This window comes from Kitasatospora sp. NPDC058162, from assembly GCF_042884005.1.
Taxonomy (GTDB): Bacteria; Actinomycetota; Actinomycetes; order Streptomycetales; family Streptomycetaceae; genus Kitasatospora.
Map to the genome: position 1 here is coordinate 497,730 of NZ_JBHVUS010000001.1, position 21,511 is coordinate 519,240.

The following is a 21,511-nucleotide window of genomic DNA, read 5'->3' on the forward strand; positions in this document are numbered from 1 at the left end:
CGCCCGCACACGGGTACGGCTCCGCCAGGTGTGGTCGCCGACCCGCCCTCGAGGTCACCGGATGGCCGCGCGCGAACGGTCGCGCACGGGCAGTGGCAGGTCTTCGGACTCGCGGGCCCGCCCGTCCCGATCTCCAGGACGGACACCTACTGGCCGTCGCTTCCCAGACCCGATCCGGGTCCAGTGCGTATGACGGCGGTCGTTCCCACTCACCGCTGCGGGGCAGTCCCGGACTGGCCAGTCGAAAGGCGTCACCGGGTTCCCTCTTACGACACCCCGCCTGGCGGACGGGGCGAACCAACTGCACCGGCCACCCTACGGGCAGTCCGCCGGTTTCCGGCCGGGGATTCACCCGATCGTCCGCATACTGAGACAACGTCAGCCCGACGGACGCAGCCGTAGCGCCGGATGCCGTCATACCGGGGTACTACAGCGGGACTTGGCACCCCGGTATGACGGTTTCCGCCCGTACTCGGCCGTAGCGTCGCCCGTGTTGAAAGCGAAGACGGAAGCGAACGAGGAGGAACGGCGATGAGCGGGCGAGGACGGGCCGTGGCGGCGGTGCTGCTGGCGGCGACCGCGGTGGTGGGTGTGGTCGGCGCGCCGGGTGCGGTGGCGGCGCAGGGGCGGGGCACCGAGCGGCAGGCCAGGGCCTGGCTGCCGCAGCCCACCGGGCCGTACCCGATCGGCACGACAGCCCTGCAGCTCACGGACGACGGCCGGGACGACCCCTGGAAGCCCGGGCAGCACCGCAAGCTGATGGTCAGCTTCTGGTACCCGACCACCCGGCCCGCCACCGGCGACGACCGCGCGCCGTACATGCTCCCCGCCGCCGCCGAGCACTTCGGCAGCGCCGGGAGCATCGGCCAGCTCAACGCCAAGTTCGAGCCCGGCCGCACCGACTGGGCGGGCATCCGCACCCACGCCCGCACGGACGCACCCGTCCTGCCCGGCGGCAAGCGGCCTGTCGTGCTGTACGAGGCGGGCTTCGGCGACCCGCGCACCTGGGGCACCGGCCTGGTGGAGGACCTCGCCTCGCGCGGCTACGTCGTCGTCACCGTCGACCACACCTACGAGGCCTCCGAGGTCGCCTTCCCCGACGGGGACCTCGCCACCTCCGTCTTCCCCACGCTGATGAGCCAGCCCGGCCTCGACTACGGCGCGCTGCTGCGCAAGATGCTGCAGGCCCGGGTCGACGACACCCGCTTCGTCCTGGACCAGCTCACGGGCCTGCGCCAGGACGCGCAGCTGCCGGCCGGCCTCGGCGCCTCCCTCGACCTCGACCGGATCGGCATGGTCGGCCACTCCGGGGGCGGCTCCGCGGCCCTGCAGACCATGCACGACGATCCGCGCCTCAAGGTCGGCATCAACCTCGACGGCCAGCTGCACTTCCCCCGCGCCGACGGCTCCGGAATCCAGCTGCCCCTGCCCACCGTCGCCGCGGACGGCCTGAACCGGCCCTTCCTGCTGATGGGCACCCAGAACCCCGACTCCGGCAGCTACCACCAGCAGCCCGGCTGGGACGCCCTGTGGCAGCACAGCACCGGCTGGCACGCCGACGTGACCCTCACCGGCTCCCGCCACGGCTCCTACACCGACGCGCAGTCACTGCTGCCCCAGCTCGCCCGCCAGGGCGCGATCAGCGGGGACCAGCTCACCGAGGACGTCGGCGACATCCGTCCGGACCGCGCGGTGCTGGCCACCCGCTCGTACGTCGCCTCGTTCTTCGACCGCTGGCTGCGCGGCCACGACGACCACCTCCTGGACGGCCCGTCGCCGCGCTTCCCCGAGATGGTCTACGAGCGGTAGCGCGCGCCCCGCAGTCCTTCACCCGCCGGGCCCGGCGGGTGAAGGACTGCGCCCCCGCCCTCACCGACCCCGCGACCTCCACCTTCGGGGCGAAAGAACTCAGCGCTCGGCGGCTCGCAGTTCCAGGCGGGTCCCGGTGCGCAGGGTGATCGACATCAGGTCGCTGGGGCAATCGAGTTCGAGCCGGTGCCAGCGGCCGCGCGGGACGATGACGGCGCTGCCGGCCGGCAGCCGCACCAACTCCTCGGCGGCGCCGGGCTCCACCGGCCGGAGGTAGACCCGGACGCCCCCGGCCAGGCAGCACACCGCTTCCTCCGCCTCGGGGTGCATCTCCCAGTGGTCGGCGTGGACGTCGGCGTCGGTCTCCACGTGGAAGGTCGCGATCTGCCAGGCTTCCGGGTCTCCGCCTCCGCTCATCCGCCGTTCGGTGGCCCGGAGTTCACCGTCGGGGCGGAAGTGCAGCGCCGAGGCGAACAGGTCGACGGCAGCGATCGGGTGGGTGGTCATGAGGACGTTCCTTCCAGTCGGGGTGCTACGGAGTCGAGCGGGCGGACCTCCGCCCCGGCGGCCCGGCGGCGTGGCAGGACGGTGACGGCGACCACCGCCGCCAGCCCGAACAGCACGGCGCCGGCGGCCAGCCCGAGGGCGTACCCGTCGTTGAGGGCCGCCGGGTCGGTGGCCGTGCCGGTGCGGTGGGCGGCGAGGGTGGCCAGGGCCGCCAGGCCTACACAGCCGCCGAGTTGGCGCGAGCTGTTGAGCAGGCCGGAGGCGGCGCCGGCCTCGCGGGGTGCGACGCCGGTGGTCGCGGCGGCGGCGACCGGGGCGAGGACCAGTCCGGTGCCGACGCTGGTGACCAGGGACGGGCCGAGGACGTCGGTGAGGAAGCCGCCGCCCGGGCTGATCAGCGCGAACCACCCCAGCCCGACGGCGGCCAGCACGGCCCCGGGCACCAGGGCCACCCGCGGGGTGCGGTTCGCCGTGATCCGGGTCGCGAGGAGGGAACCCGCGACCAGCCCGGCGGAGAACGGCAGGAACGCGGCACCGGTGGCGGCGGCGCCCAGACCGAGGACCTGCTGCAGGTAGAGCGAGACGAAGTAGAAGGCCGCGAACTGCCCGGCGGCGGCCAGGAACACCAGCAGGTTGGCCCCGGCGACCCACCGGCTGCGCACCAGTCCGAGCCGCAACAGCGGTGCGGGCGAACGGAGTTCGGCGAGCACGAAGGCGACCAGGAGCGCACCGGCGGCGGCGAGCGTCCCCAGGGTCGCAGGGGAGCCCCAGCCCTGGACGTCGGTGCGGACGACGCCGAACACCAGCAGCCCGACTCCCCCGGTGGCCAGCACGGCGCCGAGCACGTCGAGCCGCTCCCGCTGTTCCCGCCGTTCCTGCCGGACGGGCTGCGCCACCCCGCCTACGGCCGCGTCACCGGGCAGCAGTGCGAGGGCAGTTGCCACGATCGGCAGGTTGACCAGCATGACCCAGCGCCAACTGGCGTACTCGGTCAGCAGTCCGCCGGCCAGCACCCCCAGCGCTCCCCCGGCTGCGTTGGCGGCGCTCCACACCCCGAGGGCGCGGACCCGCCGGGGGCCCTCGGGGAAGGCGGTGGTGAGCATGGCCAGCGCGGCCGGGGCGGCCGCCGCGGCGCCCAGGCCCTGCCCGGCTCGGGCGGCGACCAGCTGCCAGGGCTGCTGCGCCAGCCCGCCCGCGAGCGAGCAGAGTCCGAAGACGGCGAGGCCGAGCACGAGCAACTGCCGCCGCCCGTACAGGTCGCAGGCGCGGCCGCCGAGCAACAGGAGTCCGCCGAAGGTGAGCGCGTAGACGTGCACGACCCAGGAGAGGTCGAGCGGGGCGAAGCCCAGGGCGTCGCGGATCGCGGGCAGCGCGACGTTGACCACGGACATGTCGAGGGCGAAGACGAATTGGGCGACGGTGACCGCCGCGAGCACCAGGCCGGGTCGGCCTCGCGAGTTTTTATACATGTAAGGAAAGTACCCCCGGAGGCTCACCGCTGTCGAGCCGCCGGAGAGCGGCGCAGCTCACCGGTGATCAGCGGGGCATCGCGGCGGGGCATGATGGAGGCATGCAGCAGCCCTCCCCCGCCCCCCGCAAGGCCACCGGCCGGCCTCCCCGCATCTCCCGGGAGGAGGTCGTCGAGACGGCCCGCCGGATCGTGGCCGAGGAGGGCGTCGAGCGACTGACCATGCGCCGCCTGGCCACCGACATCGGGAGCACCCCGATGGCGCTCTACCACCACGTCCGCAACAAGGAGGAGTTGCTCGTCCTGCTGCTGGACGACTACGCCGCCCGCACGCTCCACCCCGTCGAGCTGCCGGCCGACCCGCGCGAACGGGTCCTCGCCGCGGCCGCGGCGATCCACGACGCGCTCGCCGCCTGCCCCTGGATCGTCGAAGTGCTGGCCGCCGACGACCTGTTCTCCACCCACGCCCTGTGGTTCGTCGAGCAGATCGTCGACGGACTGGTCGGCTGCGGCCTGACCCCGGAACGCGCCGCCCAGGGCTATCGCGCGATCTGGTACTACACCGCCGGGGAGATCGTGGTCCGCACGACCGCCGCCAGGCGCCGCACCGACGACGACCGCCCGACCTACCGCGAACAGGTCTTCGCCGGCCTCGACCCGGCCGTGCACCCCCGGCTCGCCCAGGTCGCCGCCCACTGGGAGCCCCTCACCGCCCAGGACACCTACCGCGACGGGCTGCGCGCCCTGGTCTCCGGCCTCCTCGCAGCGGGCTGAACGCGGAACCGGCCCGCCGAGCGAAGCGCTCGGCGGGCCGGTCGGTTCGGTGAGCCGCTCAGGCCCCAGGGCTCGTTCAGGCCCAGGGGTCGGTGAAGGCCTTCCCGGGGACGGGCTTGGCGATCAGGGCGATCGCCGTGAAGAAGTTGACCTGGCCGATCGCGAGCATCAGGGTGGTCAGCGCCTTGTCGTCGTAGTGCGCGGCGACCTCGGCGTACAGCTCGTCCGACACCCGCTCGCCGTGCGGGCTGGGCTGCAGGACGGCCTCGGCCAGGGCGAGGGCCGCCCGCTCGGGGGCGGTCAGGTACGGGGAGTCCTGCCAGGTGGCCACCGAGGTGATCCGCTCCTCCGACTCACCGGCCTTGCGCAGGAACCCGGTGTGCAGGACGGTCAGATAGGTGCTGCCGGCGATCTGTCCGGCCCGCAGCTGGACCAGGCTGATGACGGTGCGCGGGATCGACCGGTTCCCGACGGCTCGGAACAACGCGGCCGAGACGTCGGCGAGTTCGGGGACGAGTTCGGTCGGGTCGGTGGCCAGTCGGGGGCGCATCGGGATCTCGGCGGTGATCGTACGGGTGGTGAGGTCGGTGCTCACGGTGGTGTTCCTCTCGAGTGATCGTGCTTTCACTGACCCGACGGATCCCGGCGCCCGAGTGTGACAGCGCCCCGGAGAATTCCTCAGCCCTGTTCCGCGCCGCGCGTGCCGTCATGACCGGCCCGCATGCTCAGCACCGCGCCGACCAGCAGCAGACCGATCAGCGCGAGCAGCGGGACGGTCCAGGAGCCGGTGCCGCCGTGCAGGACGGCGACCAGCGCGGGGCCCACGGCGGAGATCAGGTAGCCGCCGGTCTGGGCCATGGTGGACAGCGCCGCGACGTGGTCCTGGTCGGTGCCCCGACGGGTGAAGAGCACCCCGGCCAGGGCCTGCCCGCCGCCCATCCCGATGCCGAGGATCCCGGCCCAGGCCGGCGCCCCGGCGGCGGGGGCGAGCAGCAGGCCGAGCAAGCCGAGCCCACAGACCGCGACCACGCCGAGGATGTGCGGGCGCTGGTCGCGGCGGGCGGCGGCCAGGGTGGGCGCGAGGAAGCCGCCGACGGCGAGGCCGAGGATCATCACCGCCTGGTCGGTGCCGGCGGTGGTCCGGCTCACGCCCGCGCCGACCAGGATGGTGGGCAGCCAGGCCAGGGTGGCGTAGAAGACCAGGGTCTGGATGCCGAAGTAGGCGGTCAGGCTCCAGGCCAGCGCCGTCCGGCCGACCGGGCGCCGCACCCCGGGGGCGCCGACGGCCGGAGCGGGCCGGTCGGCCCGCAGCTGCGGGGCCATGCCCACCGCGGCGAGCACCGCCGGGACGACGGCGAGCGCGATCGCCGCCTCCCAGGACCAGGCGCCCGCGACGGGCGCGACCAGCGCGGCGACCACCGCCGAACCGGCGCCCATCGACAGCGCGTAGACGCCCATCATGGTGCCGATCCGCCGGGGCGCGAAGCGGGCCCGGACGAACACCGGGATCAGCACGTTGACCACCGCCACCGCCGCGGCCACCAACGCCGTGCCCAGGTACAGCCCGGGCATCCCCGCCGTCCGCACCACCGCGCCGCCGACCAGCAGCACGCTCGCCCAGAACAGCCCGCGCTCCTCGCCGAGCCGCCGCCGGGCGAGCGCGCCCAGCGGCGCGAACAGGCCCATGCAGAGCGGGGGTATCAGGGCGAGCACGGTGACGGTGCCCGCGCCCCAGCCCGCGACCGGGGCGAGCGGGCCGACCTGGCCGAAGGCGACCCGGCTGTTGAGGCTGAGCAGGACGAAGCCGAGCACCAGCAGCGCGCCGGAGGCGGGCGCGGTGCGGGTCGGCGTCGGCGTCGGTGGGTTCGTGCGGACCGTGGTGGCGGTCGTCGGTGTCATGGGCGGGCGCACCCTTCGAATAGCGGGAAGTTAGGCTTGCCTAAGCGTTCTCGCTCAAGTGCGCTTGAGCGCAAGCCCGGGGAGGGGCCACCGATGTCGGAACTCCACTCGATCACCGAGGTCTCGGCGGCCTTCGGCCTCTCCGTACCGGCCCTGCGCTACTACGAGGAGTGCGGCCTGGTCGCCCCCACCACCCGGCGCGGCCGGGTCCGGTACTACGACCGCCGGGCGCTGGAGCGCCTCGCCCTGGTCCAGCTCTGGCACGTGGACGGAATGATCCCGGTCAGCGGGACCGCCGCCGTCCTGGCCAGCGGGCAGGCCGCCGAGCGCAGGGCCCTGCTGGAGGCCCAGCGCGCCGGGATGCTGGCCCGCGCCCGCCGCCTGGAGCACGCCGCGGCCGTCCTGACCCACATGCTCAACTGCCACCGCGACCAGCCGCTCGCCTGCCCGACCACCCTCGCCCACATCCGCGCCCGGGTCGACGCCGCCCTCACCGGCGAACCCCTCGCCGACGGCTTCCTGCCGCCGCCGTCGGACCCCGGCCCCGAGGAATCCCGAGAGCCCCGAGAGGTGCTGCCCCCGGCCACCGCCGATACTGGGGGTCGCAGACCCGAGGCGGCCCCGACGGCCGGGTACGGCCCTCCCCGCGCCGCGGAACCCGAGGAGCACCCCGTGACCGGACCCGCGCCCACCAGCCCCTCCACCGGCCCCGTCGTCGTCGGCTTCGACGGCTCCCCCGAGAGCCTCACCGCCACCGGGTGGGCCGCCCACGAGGCGCAGCGCCGCGGCCTCCCGCTCGAAGTCCTGGAGGCCTGGCCCCTGCCCAAGCGGGACGTGGTCGGCAGCGACCAGACCTACCACCGCGCCCTGGCCCACCTCGCCGAGCGCGAGTCCGCACTCACCGCCCTGACGCCCGGCCTCCCGGTCTCCTCCGCCGCCGTGTCCGCCGACCCGGTCGAGGCCCTGGAGGCCGCCTCGCACCGCGCCGCCGTGCTGGTGCTCGGCTCCCGCGGGCTGGGCACCCTGCGCGGCTTCCTGGTCGGCTCGGTCAGCCAGGAGGTGCTGCGCCGCGCCGCCTGCCCGGTGGTGCTGGTCCGCGCCGACCACGACGAGCCGGAGGGCGCCGTCACCGTCGGCGTCGACCTGGCCCACCCGACCGAGCAGGTCCTGGCCTACGCCTTCCACGCCGCCGCCCTGCGCTCGGCGCCGCTGCGGGTCGTCCACGTCTGGGCCCGGCCGGCCGGCAGCGAGTACATGGCCTTCGACGCCATCGGCGGGCTGGAGGGCGAAGTCGCCGGCGTCGAGCGGACCGGCCTCGCCGAGGCCCTGGCCCCGCTGCGCGCCCGCCACCCCGAGGTGGAGGTGACCGCCGACCTGGTCCGCGGCAAGGCCGCCGTCGAACTCGTCGACGCGGCCGCCACCGCCCGTCTGCTGGTCATCGGCCGCCGCCTGCACCATGTGCCGCTGCGCCACCACCACCTCGGCCCGGTCGCCCACGCCGCCATCCACCACGTCCACTGCCCGGTCGCCGTCGTCCCCTACGGCTGAACGCACGGCTGAACGCGCCGCTCAACGCACGGCTGAACGCGCCGCCCTCGCCGCCCCCTTGTGCGTCAGGAGGCGCCCGGCCCGCGCGCGGGCTCCAGGACGAAGACGGGGATCACCCGGTCGGTCTTCTCCTGGTACTCGGCGTACGCCGGATACGCGGCGACCGCGCGCTCCCACCACTCGGCCTTCTCGTCCCCGGTGACCTCACGGGCCGTCATGTCCTGGCGTACGGGCCCGTCCTGGAGTTCCACGTGCGGGTCGGACGTGACGTTGTGGTACCAGACCGGGTGCTGCGGGAAGCCGCCCTTCGAGGCCACGGCCGCGTACCGCCCCTCGTGCTCCACGCGCATCAACGGGGTCTTGCGGATCTTGCCGCTCTTCGCCCCGCGCGTGGTGAGGATGATGACGGGCAGGCCGGTGTCCCAGAGCGTCGTCCCCTGCGTGCCGCCCGAACTCTCGTACAGCTCGACCTGATCGCGCACCCACTGTGCCGGACTCGGCTCGTACTCGCCCTCAAGAGGCATGGCTTTCACCCCATCGTCACGTCATGAAGTGTGGTCTCCGACCGATGGTCGGGCGAGGAAGCCTATCGGGTGCCGCCCGCGCGTCCGTGTCGGCGCGGTGGCCGTTCCGGTGGTTTTCCGGACCGGAGCGGGGCGCTGTCAGCAGCCCCGGCGGCCGAGCCGCAGCAGGCCGGGCACCGCGGCGAGGCTGAGGAGGAGCAGGAGGAGCCAGGGCCAGGCGGCGCCGCGCTCGAGCAGCAGGGTGAGCAGGCCCGGGGCGACGGCCTGGCCGACGTTCCAGGAGAGTTGGTAGACGGCCAGGTAGCGGCCGCGCCGGGCCGGGTCGGCGAGCGAGACGCTGAGGACCTCGCGGGAGGGGGTCGCCACGGTCTCGGCGAGGTTGTACACGAGCATCGCGAGGAACAGGCCCGGCAGGACGGCCCAGCCGGGGGCGGCCGCGAGCAGCGCGAACAGGCCGAAGGCGAACGCGTTGAGCAGCGCCCCGGCGGCGACCACCCGGGTGGGGCGCCGGCCCTCCAGTCGACGGGCGACGACGCCCTGGGTGAGGACGACCTGGACGCCGTTGAGGACGAGGAGGGCGCCGGCCACCGAGGCACTGCGGTGCAGGCCAGTGGTGAGGTAGACGGCCAGCAGCATGCTGAGGATCATCGAGGCGAAGACGAAGCTGAGGTTGACCGCCACCAGCAGCAGGTACCGTCGGTCCCCCAGGACCGCGCGGTAGCCGCCCGTTTCGGCAACTCCGGCTTCCTGGACGGCTGTTGTGGTGGGCGGCCGCCAGCCGGCCAGCAGGACGGAGGCGAGCAGGTAGCTGGCCGCGTTGAGCACCACCAGCAGCCGCAACGCCCCCGTTCCGCCGCCGGCCATCAGGACGGCTCCCAGCGCCCCGCCGAGGCCCATCCCGGCGTTGCGGAGCGTCTGCACCAGGGCGAACCAGCGCGTGCGCTCGCCCTCGTGGGAGGCGAGGACCACCAGGCCGGTGCTGGCGGTCCAGTAGCCGACGTGGCCGATCTGGGCGAGCAGGCAGACCAGGACGATCTGCCACGCCTGGTGGGTGAGCAGGAAGCCGCAGTAGGCGAGCGCGGAGAGCGCGTTGGCGCCGGAGGCCACGACGCGGGCGCCGTGGCGGTCGATCAGCGGGCCGACGGCGAGGGCGGTGGGCAGGGCGAGCAGCCGGGCGGTGGAGACGGCGGCGCCGACGGTGGCGAGCGGGAGGTCGGTGGTGCGGGTGAAGTAGACGAGGACGAAGGCGAGGATCAGTCCGGTGCCGAGGCTGTCGACGAGGTGGGCGCCGATCAGGCGGGAGCGGCCCGCGGTGCCGGGCAGGCCGAGGCGGTCGCGGAGCGGTGGGAGCGCGGTGGTGGTCATGCACCGAGGTTCCCTGGAATGATCACCACCGCCCAGACATTCCATCCTGATCGAATCCTCACGGAGGATGCCCGTGCTCACCTGGGAGTTCTCCGCGCAGGACCTCGCCCGGACGCGGTTCGCCCGCTCGCCCCTGGGGGAGGTGGTGACGAGCGTCGAGGTGCTCAAGGACCCGGGCCGGCACGCGGTCCACCTGCCCTGGGTGCGGCAGGCCGCCCGGCGACTGGCGGGCGTGGACTGGGAGTTGCTGTCCCAGCTGGTGCGGCTGCCGACGGTGTACGTACCGGATTTCCTGACCCCGGTGCCGACGGCGTCCAGCCCGACGATCGAGCAGGCGCTGGCCGAGCTGGCCGCCACCGATCCGGCGGTGGTGCGCCGCGACCTCGCCCGGATCAAGGGCGAACTGCCCCCACTGGTGGCGGAGTTGACGCGGGATCCGGAGAGCGGTCTGGTCCGGCTGGCGGCGGAGGTCCGGGCGTACTGGGATGCCGCGATCGCCCCCCACTGGGCCGGGATCGAGCGGCTCGCCGAGGGCGAGATCCTGCGCCGGGCCCGGCAGATGTCCACCGGCGGCCCGGCGGCGCTGTTCGCCGACCTGCACCCGCTGGTGACCTGGGAGCGGGACACCCTGCGGATCGGTCACCGGCTGATCGACGCCCACCACCGGCTGGACGGCGAACGGGGTCTGGTCCTGGTGCCGACGGTGTTCGCCTGGCCGGGCGTGTTCTCCCAGCAGAACCCGCCGTGGCAACCGGGCCTGGTGTACCCGCCGCGCGGGGTGGCGACGCTCTGGGAGACGGCGGGCAGCGCGGTCCCGGAAGGGCTGGCCCGGGTGATCGGCCGCACCCGCGCCCGGCTGCTGGCCGAGCTGGACACCCCCGCGTCGACCACCGAACTCGTCGAGCGCACCGGCCTGTCCGCCCCGAACGTCTCCCACCACCTGGCCGCCCTGCGCGACGCCGGCCTGCTCGCGCGCCACCGCACCGGCCGCACGGTCCTGTACCTGCGCACCGACGCGGCCGAGCTCCTCCTCCGGTCCGTCCCGGCCGGTGACTGATCCGTGTCGTGCGCGCGGGGTCGGGGCCGGCCCGGCAGGCAGGCGTCGGGGTGCGTCCGGAAGCACCCTTCGCCTTCGGCCAACTCCCTTGTATAAAGGGGGGCTACGGGGCCGAGGAGGTTTCAGCATGCAGGCGAGGAAACAGCAGGAGAAGCCCGGGGACTCCCAGCGTGATGCGGGGCCGGCCCGCCGGTCCGGCGGCGGGGTGCGGCCGGATGCCGGGGCGATGTCCCCGGAGGCCGTCACGGCCCTGCAGCGCACGGTCGGCAACGCGGCGACGACGCGCATGATCGCGGACCGGCGTCAGGCGGGGGCGGCCATCCAGCGGGTGGCGGGCGGTCAGGACGGCTCCCGGCCGGTGGTGCAGCGGCAGCTGGACGAGAGCAACGTGCTGCAGGTCTGCGCGGCCGGGGCGTTCGACGGGCAGGCCGTCACTCCGGGCCGACGGGCGGCCGACCTGCGGACCGTCGTGTGGGAGAACCACTGGGCCGCCATCTCGGCGGTGTGCAAGAAGCACAAGTACACCATCGCCGTCCGGGAGACCGGGGAGTACTCGATCCGGCGCATCGCCGACGGCGCCAAGGCCAAGCCGCACACCATCCTGGAGAAGTCGATCAAGCCCGCCTCGGTCGGCAAGAAGTACGGCACCGGGCCCGGGCAGGTCCAGGGCGACCCGGCGACCATCCTGGCCTGGCTGGACGCCAACGACCTGAGCGGCTTCGTCGGCCACTGGAACGCCCAGGGCCTGGCCGGCGTACGGATCGACAACCCGCCCGCCACGCTCGCCCCCGGGATCGTGCAGCAGGGCGCCGACGGCGAGCCGTACGTGCCGCTCGACATGGGACAGCCGGGCGGCGGGCCCGCGATGACGGCCCTGAAGGCCGACCAGAACTGGCGGCAGTACCTCTACACCGGGGACTACGACCTGCACGAGGTGTACTCCGCCCAGGGGGGCGGCGGCGGCCAGATCCCGGAGGCCACCCCGGAGAAGGTCAAGCTGCTCAACCGGCTCAACCAGGGCATCGCCGCCAACTCCCAGGAGCAGGTGGTGCGCAGCGGCACGGTGGCGCTGGAGCACGGGCGGCTGCACACCCAGCCCGGCTCCGACTACGCCATGTTCCAGCACGGCGACCAGGCCACCTACCGGATGAACCAGTACCTGGAGTCGGAGGTCGCCCGGCACGCGCAACAGCTCGTCCGGGCCGTGGCCACCGAGGCCGACGAGCCGCTGGCCTGGTGCCGGATGGGCGAGTGGTACGTGACCAGGACGCGCGCGGAGCACGCCGTGCTGCGCGCCCGCTGGAAGCTGGCGACGCCGCACACCTGGGACGCCGCCGAGGTCGACCGGACCGCCGAGGGCGGGTACCGCACGGCCCGCTACACGGCCTGACCCCGCTGCGCCGCGCGCAGCAGACGCGAATCCTTCGCATTAGGCTGTCCCCCATGAATGCCCGAGCGACCACACGCCCCGGCGGGCGCAGCGCCCGCGTCCAGCAGTCCGTGCACCAGGCGGTCCGCGACCTGGAGGCGGAGGTGGGGCGGGAGGCGCTGACCGTGCCGCTGATCGCGGCCCGTGCGGGGGTCACGCCGTCCACCGTCTACCGCCGCTGGGGGGACCTGCGGGAGCTGCTGTCCGACGTGGCCGTCGAGCGGCTGCGCCCCGACGCCCCGCCGGCCGACCACGGCGGCCTGCGGGCGGACCTGGAGGCGTGGACCGTGCAGTTCGCGGAGGAGATGGACTCGACGGCGGGTCGCACGTACATCCGCGACGCCCTGCTGGGCGACCCCGATCAGGGCAACGCGGCGCGCTGCTCCGACTACGCCGCCGAGCAGTTGAGGGCCGTCTGCGTGCGCGCGGCCGGGCGCGGGGAGGCCGTGCCGGACCTGGAGACGCTGCTGGACGTGCTGGTCGCCCCGCTGATGTACCGGATCCTGTTCCGCCCCTCGGACCTGTCCCAGGCGTACACCGACCGCTTGGTGGCGGCGGCGCTCGGCCGTGCCGGGTCCGCTTCGGGGAGCTAAAAGCTAAGGGATTGCGTTTCGGTGGATCATCGACCTAGAGTACTTAATGCAAAGCATTCGCCTTAACGCGCTCGCGCACCGCCTCCGCGGACGCCGGCGCCACCGAAGGGGTCCACCGATGAGCAGCGCAGCCACCCGCCCGACCGCCCCCATCACCGGTACCGCCACCAGTACCGGCTGGAGCCTCGGCGACATCCTCGTGCACCGGATCGACGAGATCGAACTCCCCCGCCAGACCGGGCCGTGGCTGCTGCCGGCCGCCACCAAGGAGGTGCTGGACGAGGCCGCGTGGCTGCGCCCGCACTTCGCCGACGCCGAGGTCCCGCGGCTGGCGAGCCACAGCTTCGCGGTGGAGGCCGGCGGGCTGCGCATCGTCGTGGACACCGGCATCGGCAACGGCAAGACCCGGGCCAACCCGGCCTGGGACGGCCTCGACACCGACTTCCTGCAGCGGCTGACGGCGGCGGGCTTCGCGCCCGAGTCCGTGGACCTGGTGATCACCACCCACCTGCACACCGACCACGTCGGCTGGAACACCCGCCGCGCGGGCGGGGACTGGATCCCCACCTTCCCCAACGCCCGCTACCTCACCAGCCGCACCGAATGGGACCACTGGGCCGCCACCGAGCTCGACGAGGCCCGCACCCAGATGTTCCGCGACTCCGTCGACCCGGTCCGCGACGCCGGACAGTACGACGCCGTGGCGGTGCCCGAGCAGGGCCGTGAGGTGGCACCGGGCGTCCACCTGGTCCCCGCCCCGGGCCACACCCCGGGCCAGGTCGCCGTCGAACTGCGCGGCCGCGACCGGCGGGCGCTGATCACCGGCGACAGCATCCACCACCCCGTGCAGCTGTCCCACCCCCATGTGCACAGCTGCGTCGACATCGACTCCGCCGCGGCGATCCGCACCCGCGCCCGGCTGCTGGACGGCCTGGCGGACACCGACACCCTGCTGCTGGGCACCCACTTCCCGCGGCCCACGGCCGGCACCGTCCGCCGGGAGCACGGCCGCTACCGGCTGCTCGCCGAGCCCGGCGTCGGGATCACGGGCGCCCGGGCCTGACGTCTGGTGCCGGACGCGAATCCTTGGCCTTAGTGCCTCGGGCGCTCCGCTGCCCCCCGCCCTCCGCCCAGAAGGAGAAGGTCCATGACCACCGTCGAACTCACCCCGCCGGAAGCCGCCCGCTGGGCGGCCCGCGCCGGGCTCGTGCTGCCCGCCGAACGCCACGCCGCGGTCGCCGCCGTCGCCGACCACATCCACGGGGTCGTCGCGGTCCTGCGCGAGCTGGACTTCGCGGACGTCCCGCCCGCCGCCGCCTACCGACCCACGTACCAGGCCACCGACCACGCGGCCTACCGCACCACCGACCACGCCGCCCACCCCGCCGGACAGGAGCCGCACGATGCAGCCGTATGAGCTGTCCCTCACCGCCGCCGCAGACGCGATCCGGGCCCGGCGCCTCTCCCCCGTCGAACTGGTCGACTCCGTCCTCGCCCGCATCGAGGAGGTGGAACCGCACCTGGGCGCCTACGTCACGGTCACCGTGGAGCAGGCCCGACGGGCGGCGGCGGAGGCCGCGCACGAGGCGGCGCACGGACGTTACCGGGGACCGCTGCACGGCATCCCGATGGGGCTCAAGGACCTGATCGACGTCGGCGGCCTGGCCACCACCGCCAGCTCCCGGGTCCGCGCCGACCACCGCGCGACGGCCGACAGCACCGTCGCCGCGCGTCTGACGGCGGCGGGCGCGGTCCTGGTCGGCAAGACCCACACCCACGAGTTCGCCTTCGGGCTGACCACTCCGCAGACCCGCAACGCCTGGGACCGCGGCCGGGTCGCCGGCGGTTCCAGCGGCGGCTCGGCGGTCGCCGTCGCGGCGGGCGCGGCGACCTTCGCCCTGGGCACCGACACCGGCGGATCGATCCGGGTGCCCGCCGCGCTCAACGGGGTGGTCGGCCTCAAGCCGACCTACGGTCTCGTCCCCCGGCACGGCGTCACCTCGCTGTCCTGGTCGCTGGACCACGTCGGGCCGATCACCCGCACCGTCGAGGACGCGGCCCTGGTCCTGACCGCGCTGGCCGGACACGATCCGCGCGACCCCGCCTCGCTGTCCGTCCCCGCCGCGGACTACCGGCCCGGCGCCGACCCGGACCTGACGGGACTGCGCGTCGGCCTGCCGCGCAACTACTACTTCGACGACGTCGACCCGCACGTGGAAACCGCCGTCCGGGACGCCGTCGGGCAGGTGGAGGCCCTGGGCGCGCAGGTCGTCGAGGTCGACATCCCGATGACCCGCTACATCAAGGCCGTCCAGTGGGGCCTGATGGTGCCGGAGGCCGCGGCTTACCACGAGCGCAGCCTGCGCACCGTCCCCGAGCTGTACCAGGAGGACGTCCGCATCCTGCTGGAGGCCGGCGAGTTGATGAGCGCCGGGGACCACCTCCGGGCGCAGCGCGCCCGCACGCTCATGCGGGCCGAGTGGGAGCGGCTGCTGGAGCAGGTCGACGTGATCGCCGCCCCGAGCGTGCCGATGACCGCGGTCGGCGCGGACGAGACGACGGTCGGCTGGCCGGACGGCACGGTCGAGGGCGTCTCCGACGCCTACGTGCGCCTCTCCGCCCCCGCCAACATCACCGGGGTGCCCGCCCTGACCGTTCCGGTCGGTCACGACCCGGCCGGCCTGCCGATCGGGATGCAGCTGCTCGGCCGTCCCCTCGGCGAGCCGACGCTGCTGCGGGTCGGCCACGCCTACGAGCGGACCCGGCCGGCCCGGCAGCTCGCCGCGGTGGCCTGACCACGGTGCACTCGCACACGGTGCACTCCCGGACAGGGGTGTCGGGCCAGTACCGTGTTGGCATACCTTCAGTACGTCAACGACAAGGAGCCACAGTGGCGCAGGGAGTGCGGGCCCGGCAGCGGGAGCAGACCCGGGAGGCGCTGCTGCGCGAGAGCCGGCGGCTGTTCTCGACCCTGGGGTACGGCGCCGTGGGGCTGGCGGAGATCGTGGCGGCGGCCGGGGTGACCAAGGGCGCGCTGTACCACCACTTCGACAGCAAGGCCGAGTTGTTCCGCTCGGTGCTGGAGCAGGTGCAGCAGGAGGTGGCGGAGCGGATCGCCGTGACCGCGGACGCCCGGGAGGAGCCGTGGGAGCAGCTCGTCGCCGGGTGCGAGGCCTTCCTCAGCACCTCCACCGACCCCTCGGTCCAGCGCATCCTGCTGGTCGACGGGCCGGCCGTGCTGGGCTGGAGCGAGTGGCGGGCCATGAACGAGGCCACCTCCGGCCGGCACCTGGCCAGTGTGCTCACCGTACTGATCGATGAGGGGACGATCCCCGCCCAGCCGGCCGCGCCGCTCACCCACCTGCTGTCGGGCGCGATGAACGAGGCGGCGCTGTGGCTGGCGGACTCGGGCGGGCCCGACGACCTGGCGGAGACCGTCCGGGCGCTCACCCGGCTGCTGGAGGCGCTGCGCGCGCGGTGAGCCGCTCGTGGTTCCGCTCCGGGTGCCGCGCGGTGAGCTGCTCCGAGTGCCGATCGGGGTGCCGCTCCGGATGCCGGTCCCGGTGCGCGCAGGGATAGCAACCGCCTTGGCCGCGACGGATGTTATTGAGCATCGGGGTGCCGATGTGGCCGCAACGGGTGCAGCGGCACCGCCACTGGTCGCGCACCCGGCCGGGGAAGGGCTCCAGCGGCTCCATGCCGATCGCGCGCATCTCCGCCTCGGCGGCGGCCGGGTCCACCGGGGCCCGGCCCGCGCAGCCGAGGCAACCGCCGCCGCCCGCACGGATCTTGAACAGCCGGGGGTGGACGGTCCGGCCGCAGGGCAGGTGCCGGCAGCGCCACCGCACCCTGGCCCCCGGGTAGGGGTCGAGCGGCTCGTACCCGGCGGCCCGCATGTCCGCCTCGGCCCGCTCCCGGCCTGCCGCGCGGCGCCGCCGGCCGGCGGCGGTGCGCCCGCACTGGCGGCAGCCGGCGCCGCGGCCGGTCCGCACCAGGGTGAAGGTGGGCGCGACGCGGTGGGCGCCGTCGGTGCAGCGGGAGTTCCAGGCCACGTTCGCCCCGGGGTAGGGCTCCAGCGGTTCCAGTCCGGCCGCGCGCATCACCGCGACCGCCGTGTCGGGATCGATTCTTCCTGCCATGGCACCTCTCCCCTTGGGTCCCTCGCAGCTATCGGTACGACTATCGGTACGACGTCGACGCGGACGCCGTTGGGGTCCACGACCGTCCGTCCGCCCCCGGTGTCCGCCTCCAGGACGATCCGCACCGCGCGCACCGGCCGCTTCCACTCCTCGGGTGCCTCCGGGTGGGACGGGTCCACGAGGGTGAGTTCGACGGGCCGGGGCGCGGGGCGGCCGAGGACGAGATACCAGGGCGCCTCGCGCACCACCTCGAGCCCGAAGTGCCCGGCGTAGAACGCGCGGGTCTCGCCGAGGCGGGACGTACAGATCACCGGACGGAAGCTGGCCAGCATGGACGGCATCCCCATTCACGTACCAACGGTATGTCAACTGAACCTATTTGCGTACCGTCGGTATGTCAACACGTTCGGTGGCGGCCCACCCCGGCCCCGCTCGGACGCGCCCGGACACGCCCGGACACGCGCCGACGGCCGGTCCCGTCCCGGACCGGCCGTCGGGCGCTGCGGCTCCGACTCCGACCGGCGCTACTCCACCGCGGCCGCCACCGGCTCGGCGGCGGCCTCCTCCTCCGCCCCGGCGCCCGCCGGCGGCGCCTTGATCACCAGCACCACCAGCACCGCGCTGGCCAGCGCCAGCACGGCCCCGATCCCGCCGATCACGTTCATGCCGTCGGTGAACGCGGCCCGGGCGGAGTCCAGGAACGCCCCCGCCGCGTCGGCGGGCAGGCCCTTCGCCGCCTCCACCGCCCCGGCGAGCGTGCCCGCCGCCTGCTCCGACACCGCGCCGGGCACGTCCACCCCGGCCCGGTACACGGCCGCACCGAGACTGCCGAGCAGCGCCACACCGAGCGCCATGCCCAGCTCGGTGCTGGTCTCCGAGATCGCCGAGGCCGAGCCGGCCTGCTCCGGCGGGGCCGAGCCGACCACGATGTCCGTGCCGAGGGCCACCAGCGGGCCGCCGCCCGCGTAGACGAAGGCGAAGCCGGTGACCACCTGGGAGATGCCGGAGGTGCTGTCGGCCGTCGCCAGCATGACGTGGCCCAGGGCCGACACCGCCAGGCCGGCCGCGACGACGTACGCGGGCCGCACCGCGGCCGCCGCGATCGGGGACACCACCGAGGTGACGATCAGCGCGAAGGCCGCCGGCAGCAGGTAGAGGCCCGCCGTCATCGGCGACAGCTCGCCGACCAACTGGAGGTACTGGGTGACGTACAGGTAGGTGCCGCCCGCCACCAGCATGCTGACCAGCAGGGTGGCCAGCGCGGTGCGGAAGGTCGGGCCGGCGAACAGCCGGAAGTCCAGCAGCGGGTCGGCCAGCGCGCGCTGGCGCCGGACGAAGACGCCGGCCACGGCCAGGCCCACGACCAGGGCGAGCGCCGGCACCACGGCCGGGCCGCCCTTGGCGATCTCCTTGAGCCCGTAGACCACCGGCAGGATCGCCCCGAGCGACAGCAGCACGCTCGCCAGGTCGAGGCGGCCGGCGTTCCCGTCCCGGTACTCCGGCAGCAGCACCGGGCCGGCGACCAGCAGCAGCGCCATGATCGGGATGGCCAGCAGGAAGACCGAGCCCCACCAGAAGTACTCCAGCATGGCGCCGCCGACCACCGGGCCGAGCGCGATGCCGACCGAGAACATGGTGACCCACACCGCGATGGCCATCCCGCGCTGGCGGGGGTCCGGGAACATCGTGGTGATCAGCGCGAGCGTGGAGGGCATCAGCGTCGCGCCCGCCACCCCGAGCGCCGCCCGGGCCGCGATCAGCGCGACCGGGTCACTGGTGTACGCGGCGGCCACCGAGGCCACCCCGAAGGCGGCGGCGCCGATCAGCAGCAGCCGGCGCCGGCCGATGCGGTCGCCGAGGGTGCCCATGGTGACCAGGAAGCCCGCGATCAGGAAGCCGTAGATGTCGATGATCCACAGCATCTGGGAGGCCGAGGGGGCCAGGGCCTCACTGATGTGCGGTACGGCCAGGTGCAGCACGCTCACGTCGATGGAGAGCAGGAGCGTGGGCAGCGCCAGGACGGCCAGCCCCAGCCACTGGCGTGGACCGGCCTGCTGGGGGGAGTCGGCGGTGGTGCTCAACGGGGTTCCTTTCCGGGAGTCCGGGGGTGTACGGGTACTGCGTGGTGTCGAAGGGTTGCGAGGCGGCGAGCGGGGGCGGCGGTGCGACCAGGTGCCGGGCGACGGCCGCCGCGTTGGCCGGCTCGTAGAGGTAGAAGTGGCCGCCGGTGAACATCAGCCGGCGGAAGCCCGCCGTGGTCTCCAGCGACCACAGGTGCAGGCGATCGGCGCGGACGACCGGGTCGTCCTCCGCGCCGAGGGCGAGGATCGGCACGCCCGTCCCGGCCGGCGGCCGTTCATGGGTCTCCATCGCCTCCAGGTCCGCACGGATGGCGCGCAGGGCCGGCCCGAGCAGGTCGGGGCGGGCCAGCAGCCCGGGTGCGATGCCGCCGATCTCCCGGAGGTGGGCGAGGAGTTGGGCATCGGTGCGCTCGTGCGCGGACGGCGGTCCGCCGGTGAAGCACGGGGGCTGGCGGGCCGAGACGGCGAGCAGCTCGGGCGGCAGGCCCTTGTGCTCCATGGCCCGGGTGAGCTCGTACCCGAGGACGCTGCCGAAGCTGTGCCCGACCACCGCGTACGGCAGCGGATCCGCTCCGGTCAGGTCGGCGAGCTCCCGGCTCAGCGCCCCGACCAGCGGCTCGATCCTGGTCGACGGCTCCTCGCCGATCCGCGGTCCGCGGCCCGGGAGTTGGGCGACCAGGAGCTCGACGTCGGCGGGCAGCACGTCCCGCCAGCTGCGGAAGGCGGACGGCCAGCCGCCGGCGTGCGGCAGCGCCACCACCCGTCGGCGCGGGCGCGGCCCGGGGCCCTTGGCCGGTGCTCCCGGGCGTGTCCACCAGTCACCCATCGCCTGCCCCCTCCGTCTGCGGGCCGGCCGGGTCCGAACGGCCCGCGAGCAGCGGGTGGTGGGCGCGCAAGTGGTCCACCACCCGCCGCTGGTGGGGTTGCAGCCGCTGGCCCGGCAGGTGTTCCAGCGAGTGCAGGAACGGGTCGTCGGGGGCCGGCAGCCCGGCGAGCGCGCAGGCGGTGGCCAGCACCAACGTCGGCTGGTACCAGGCCGAGTAGCCGCCCTCGTGGGCCAACACGAGCCGCCCGTCGGCCAGTTCGTCCGCCAGTCGGCAGACGGCCGAGGTCATGGCGTGGAAGGTGCGGCTGGTGCACAGCATCCGGCCCATCGGGTCGTGCCCGCCCGCGTCGACGCCGGCCGCGACCAGGATCAGATCGGGACGGAAGGCCCGGGCGGCGGGAGCCACCAGCTGCTCCAGGACGGCGAGGTAGGCCTCGTGCCCGGAGCCCGCCGGTAGCGGCACGTTGAGCGTGGTCCCGGCGCCCGCGCCCGCGCCGGTCTCCAGGACGAGGCCGGAAGCCGCCGGGAACAGCCCGTCCTGGTGGACGGAGACGTACAGCACGTCCGGGTCCTCGTAGAAGACCCGCTGGAGGCCGTTGCCGTGGTGGACGTCCCAGTCCAGGACCAGCACCCGGCGCGCGCCGTGGCGCCGCGCGGTACGGGCCGCGACCGCCAGGTTGTTGTAGAGGCACAGCGCCATCGCCCGGTCGGGCTCCGCGTGGTGGCCGGGCGGGCGCACCAGGCAGTAGGCCCGGCCGAACCGCCCGTCCAGGACGGCCGTCACGGCCTGGGCGCAGGCCCCCGCGGCGAGCCGGGCGGCGCGCGCGCTGTGGTAGTTGACGGGCGCGTACACCCCGGCGTCGCCCGCGCCGGCCGCCGAGGCGGCCTCGACCCGTTCGAGGTGCTCCGGAGTGTGCACCAGCAGCAGGTCCTCGTCGGAGGCGGGCGTCGGGGTCACCGCGGTGTACCGCTCCAGGACTCCGGCCGCCCGGACCAGGCCCTCCGCCCGGCGCAGGTCCGGGTCGACGGCGAACTGGCGCAGCGGCTCGATCCCGGGCCCCACCGGCAGGTAGCCGGCGCCGGGCCCGGGGTCGTGCCAGAAGCACAACTCGTGGCTGTACCAGCCGAGTTCGGGAACGCTCACGCGGCGGACGCACCCAGCGGGGCCCGGCCCACGCCGGAGACCCCCTCGATGTACGCCAGGTAGTGCTCGCGCTCCTCGTCGGGGGTGCGCTTGGTGCGGAAGGTGGTCTCCAGCAGCTCCAGCACCTCGGCGGCCTCGGCCGGGGTGATCGGGCGGGCACCGATCCGCTCCTCGGCGGCGCGGATGCGGGCGGCCGGCTCGACCACGCCCCGGGCGTGCTCCTGCGGGTCGGTGGCGTGGTTGCGGGTGACGGCGATGGCCTTCAGGACGGCCGAGAAGAACGCCTCGGTGTCGGGTGCGGCGGTCATGGGCTCCCCTCCGGGATGTGGTGTGTGGGTCAGCGGATGC

General features: G+C 74.5%; 21 protein-coding genes, 1 pseudogene and 1 riboswitch. Of the genes and pseudogenes, 10 read left to right on the plus strand and 12 right to left on the minus strand.

Annotated elements, in window-relative coordinates:
- Window positions 1-97: 97 nt before the first annotated feature.
- Window positions 98-269: riboswitch (cobalamin riboswitch) on the minus strand.
- A 262-nt stretch (window positions 270-531) separates the two neighbouring features.
- Complete coding sequence (locus ACFVXG_RS02090; protein ID WP_387923377.1) at window positions 532-1,809, plus strand: alpha/beta hydrolase family protein; 1,278 nt, start codon at window positions 532-534, stop codon at window positions 1,807-1,809.
- Window positions 1,810-1,908: 99 nt separating this feature from the next.
- On the opposite strand, the gene ACFVXG_RS02095 is transcribed toward ACFVXG_RS02090, so the two are convergent.
- Window positions 1,909-2,316, minus strand: coding sequence for a cupin domain-containing protein (locus ACFVXG_RS02095; protein ID WP_387923379.1), 408 nt, complete (start codon window positions 2,314-2,316; stop codon window positions 1,909-1,911).
- Entirely contained in the window at window positions 2,313-3,785 is a 1,473-nt protein-coding gene (locus ACFVXG_RS02100) for an MFS transporter (RefSeq protein WP_387923381.1), read from the minus strand. The genes ACFVXG_RS02095 and ACFVXG_RS02100 overlap by 4 nt, the downstream gene beginning before the upstream one ends.
- Window positions 3,786-3,886: 101 nt before the next feature.
- On the opposite strand from ACFVXG_RS02100, the gene ACFVXG_RS02105 reads away from it, so the two are divergent.
- The gene (locus ACFVXG_RS02105) at window positions 3,887-4,558 is read left to right on the plus strand and encodes a TetR/AcrR family transcriptional regulator (RefSeq protein ID WP_387923383.1); all 672 of its coding nucleotides are present in this window, start codon (window positions 3,887-3,889) and stop codon (window positions 4,556-4,558) included.
- 76 nt (window positions 4,559-4,634) lie between these two features.
- Here the strand turns inward: ACFVXG_RS02105 and ACFVXG_RS02110 are convergent, their stop codons facing one another.
- Window positions 4,635-5,108 (minus strand): carboxymuconolactone decarboxylase family protein, encoded by a 474-nt coding sequence (locus ACFVXG_RS02110; RefSeq protein ID WP_387923862.1) that lies wholly within the window; start codon window positions 5,106-5,108, stop codon window positions 4,635-4,637.
- Window positions 5,109-5,236: 128 nt separating this feature from the next.
- Entirely contained in the window at window positions 5,237-6,457 is a 1,221-nt protein-coding gene (locus ACFVXG_RS02115) for an MFS transporter (RefSeq protein WP_387923385.1), read from the minus strand.
- Window positions 6,458-6,550: 93 nt separating this feature from the next.
- On the opposite strand from ACFVXG_RS02115, the gene ACFVXG_RS02120 reads away from it, so the two are divergent.
- Window positions 6,551-8,005: a universal stress protein gene (locus ACFVXG_RS02120; protein ID WP_387923387.1), complete on the plus strand. Its 1,455-nt coding sequence runs from the start codon at window positions 6,551-6,553 to the stop codon at window positions 8,003-8,005.
- A gap of 65 nt (window positions 8,006-8,070) precedes the next feature.
- Here ACFVXG_RS02120 and ACFVXG_RS02125 read toward each other — a convergent pair whose 3' ends face one another.
- Together ACFVXG_RS02125 and ACFVXG_RS02130 are read right to left on the minus strand one after the other, a co-directional pair.
- The gene (locus tag ACFVXG_RS02125; RefSeq protein WP_387923388.1) at window positions 8,071-8,529 is read right to left on the minus strand and encodes a nitroreductase family deazaflavin-dependent oxidoreductase; all 459 of its coding nucleotides are present in this window, start codon (window positions 8,527-8,529) and stop codon (window positions 8,071-8,073) included.
- A gap of 138 nt (window positions 8,530-8,667) precedes the next feature.
- Window positions 8,668-9,894 (minus strand): MFS transporter, encoded by a 1,227-nt coding sequence (locus ACFVXG_RS02130; protein WP_387923390.1) that lies wholly within the window; start codon window positions 9,892-9,894, stop codon window positions 8,668-8,670.
- Between the two features lie 67 nt (window positions 9,895-9,961).
- Between ACFVXG_RS02130 and ACFVXG_RS02135 the strand changes: the two genes are divergently transcribed.
- From ACFVXG_RS02135 to ACFVXG_RS02165, 7 genes and pseudogenes are all read left to right on the plus strand, one after another.
- Entirely contained in the window at window positions 9,962-10,951 is a 990-nt protein-coding gene (locus tag ACFVXG_RS02135) for a DUF5937 family protein (protein ID WP_387923392.1), read from the plus strand.
- Between the two features lie 127 nt (window positions 10,952-11,078).
- On the plus strand, window positions 11,079-12,341 hold the full coding sequence (locus tag ACFVXG_RS02140; protein ID WP_387923394.1) for a hypothetical protein: 1,263 nt from the start codon (window positions 11,079-11,081) through the stop codon (window positions 12,339-12,341).
- 53 nt (window positions 12,342-12,394) lie between these two features.
- Complete coding sequence (locus tag ACFVXG_RS02145; RefSeq protein WP_387923396.1) at window positions 12,395-12,973, plus strand: TetR/AcrR family transcriptional regulator; 579 nt, start codon at window positions 12,395-12,397, stop codon at window positions 12,971-12,973.
- 118 nt (window positions 12,974-13,091) lie between these two features.
- Window positions 13,092-14,036, plus strand: a complete 945-nt coding sequence (locus tag ACFVXG_RS02150; RefSeq protein ID WP_387923398.1) for an MBL fold metallo-hydrolase — start codon at window positions 13,092-13,094, stop codon at window positions 14,034-14,036.
- 84 nt (window positions 14,037-14,120) lie between these two features.
- Window positions 14,121-14,324, plus strand: a pseudogene (locus tag ACFVXG_RS02155) (hypothetical protein); the annotation flags it as partial.
- A 52-nt stretch (window positions 14,325-14,376) separates the two neighbouring features.
- Window positions 14,377-15,768 (plus strand): amidase, encoded by a 1,392-nt coding sequence (locus tag ACFVXG_RS02160; protein ID WP_387923400.1) that lies wholly within the window; start codon window positions 14,377-14,379, stop codon window positions 15,766-15,768.
- 95 nt (window positions 15,769-15,863) lie between these two features.
- Complete coding sequence (locus ACFVXG_RS02165; RefSeq protein WP_387923401.1) at window positions 15,864-16,454, plus strand: TetR/AcrR family transcriptional regulator; 591 nt, start codon at window positions 15,864-15,866, stop codon at window positions 16,452-16,454.
- Here ACFVXG_RS02165 and ACFVXG_RS02170 read toward each other — a convergent pair.
- From ACFVXG_RS02170 to ACFVXG_RS02195, 6 genes are all read right to left on the minus strand, one after another.
- Window positions 16,420-17,112 carry a hypothetical protein gene (locus tag ACFVXG_RS02170; RefSeq protein ID WP_387923403.1) on the minus strand — a complete coding sequence of 231 codons (693 nt, stop codon included), beginning with the start codon at window positions 17,110-17,112 and terminating at the stop codon, window positions 16,420-16,422. The two genes, ACFVXG_RS02165 and ACFVXG_RS02170, sit on opposite strands and share 35 nt — an antisense overlap.
- Window positions 17,073-17,444, minus strand: a complete 372-nt coding sequence (locus tag ACFVXG_RS02175) for a glyoxalase (RefSeq protein ID WP_387923405.1) — start codon at window positions 17,442-17,444, stop codon at window positions 17,073-17,075. The genes ACFVXG_RS02170 and ACFVXG_RS02175 overlap by 40 nt, the downstream gene beginning before the upstream one ends.
- A 192-nt stretch (window positions 17,445-17,636) precedes the next feature.
- Complete coding sequence (locus tag ACFVXG_RS02180; RefSeq protein WP_387923864.1) at window positions 17,637-19,145, minus strand: MFS transporter; 1,509 nt, start codon at window positions 19,143-19,145, stop codon at window positions 17,637-17,639.
- Window positions 19,060-20,019 carry a thioesterase II family protein gene (locus ACFVXG_RS02185; RefSeq protein WP_387923407.1) on the minus strand — a complete coding sequence of 320 codons (960 nt, stop codon included), beginning with the start codon at window positions 20,017-20,019 and terminating at the stop codon, window positions 19,060-19,062. The genes ACFVXG_RS02180 and ACFVXG_RS02185 overlap by 86 nt, the downstream gene beginning before the upstream one ends.
- Window positions 20,012-21,163, minus strand: a complete 1,152-nt coding sequence (locus tag ACFVXG_RS02190; protein ID WP_387923408.1) for a class II histone deacetylase — start codon at window positions 21,161-21,163, stop codon at window positions 20,012-20,014. Before ACFVXG_RS02190 ends, ACFVXG_RS02185 begins: the two co-directional genes overlap by 8 nt.
- Window positions 21,160-21,471, minus strand: a complete 312-nt coding sequence (locus ACFVXG_RS02195) for a hypothetical protein (protein ID WP_387923410.1) — start codon at window positions 21,469-21,471, stop codon at window positions 21,160-21,162. The genes ACFVXG_RS02190 and ACFVXG_RS02195 overlap by 4 nt, the downstream gene beginning before the upstream one ends.
- Between the last annotated feature and the right edge of the window lie 40 nt (window positions 21,472-21,511).

Coding starts and splice junctions, on each gene's coding strand:
- ACFVXG_RS02090 (WP_387923377.1), top strand. CDS start 532: ATGAGCGGGCGAGGACGGGCCGTGGCGGCGGTGCTGCTGGCGGCGACC.
- ACFVXG_RS02095 (WP_387923379.1), bottom strand. CDS start 2,316: ATGACCACCCACCCGATCGCTGCCGTCGACCTGTTCGCCTCGGCGCTG.
- ACFVXG_RS02100 (WP_387923381.1), bottom strand. CDS start 3,785: ATGTATAAAAACTCGCGAGGCCGACCCGGCCTGGTGCTCGCGGCGGTC.
- ACFVXG_RS02105 (WP_387923383.1), top strand. CDS start 3,887: ATGCAGCAGCCCTCCCCCGCCCCCCGCAAGGCCACCGGCCGGCCTCCC.
- ACFVXG_RS02110 (WP_387923862.1), bottom strand. CDS start 5,108: ATGCGCCCCCGACTGGCCACCGACCCGACCGAACTCGTCCCCGAACTC.
- ACFVXG_RS02115 (WP_387923385.1), bottom strand. CDS start 6,457: ATGACACCGACGACCGCCACCACGGTCCGCACGAACCCACCGACGCCG.
- ACFVXG_RS02120 (WP_387923387.1), top strand. CDS start 6,551: ATGTCGGAACTCCACTCGATCACCGAGGTCTCGGCGGCCTTCGGCCTC.
- ACFVXG_RS02125 (WP_387923388.1), bottom strand. CDS start 8,529: ATGCCTCTTGAGGGCGAGTACGAGCCGAGTCCGGCACAGTGGGTGCGC.
- ACFVXG_RS02130 (WP_387923390.1), bottom strand. CDS start 9,894: ATGACCACCACCGCGCTCCCACCGCTCCGCGACCGCCTCGGCCTGCCC.
- ACFVXG_RS02135 (WP_387923392.1), top strand. CDS start 9,962: ATGCCCGTGCTCACCTGGGAGTTCTCCGCGCAGGACCTCGCCCGGACG.
- ACFVXG_RS02140 (WP_387923394.1), top strand. CDS start 11,079: ATGCAGGCGAGGAAACAGCAGGAGAAGCCCGGGGACTCCCAGCGTGAT.
- ACFVXG_RS02145 (WP_387923396.1), top strand. CDS start 12,395: ATGAATGCCCGAGCGACCACACGCCCCGGCGGGCGCAGCGCCCGCGTC.
- ACFVXG_RS02150 (WP_387923398.1), top strand. CDS start 13,092: ATGAGCAGCGCAGCCACCCGCCCGACCGCCCCCATCACCGGTACCGCC.
- ACFVXG_RS02160 (WP_387923400.1), top strand. CDS start 14,377: ATGCAGCCGTATGAGCTGTCCCTCACCGCCGCCGCAGACGCGATCCGG.
- ACFVXG_RS02170 (WP_387923403.1), bottom strand. CDS start 17,112: ATGGCAGGAAGAATCGATCCCGACACGGCGGTCGCGGTGATGCGCGCG.
- ACFVXG_RS02175 (WP_387923405.1), bottom strand. CDS start 17,444: ATGCTGGCCAGCTTCCGTCCGGTGATCTGTACGTCCCGCCTCGGCGAG.
- ACFVXG_RS02185 (WP_387923407.1), bottom strand. CDS start 20,019: ATGGGTGACTGGTGGACACGCCCGGGAGCACCGGCCAAGGGCCCCGGG.
- ACFVXG_RS02195 (WP_387923410.1), bottom strand. CDS start 21,471: ATGACCGCCGCACCCGACACCGAGGCGTTCTTCTCGGCCGTCCTGAAG.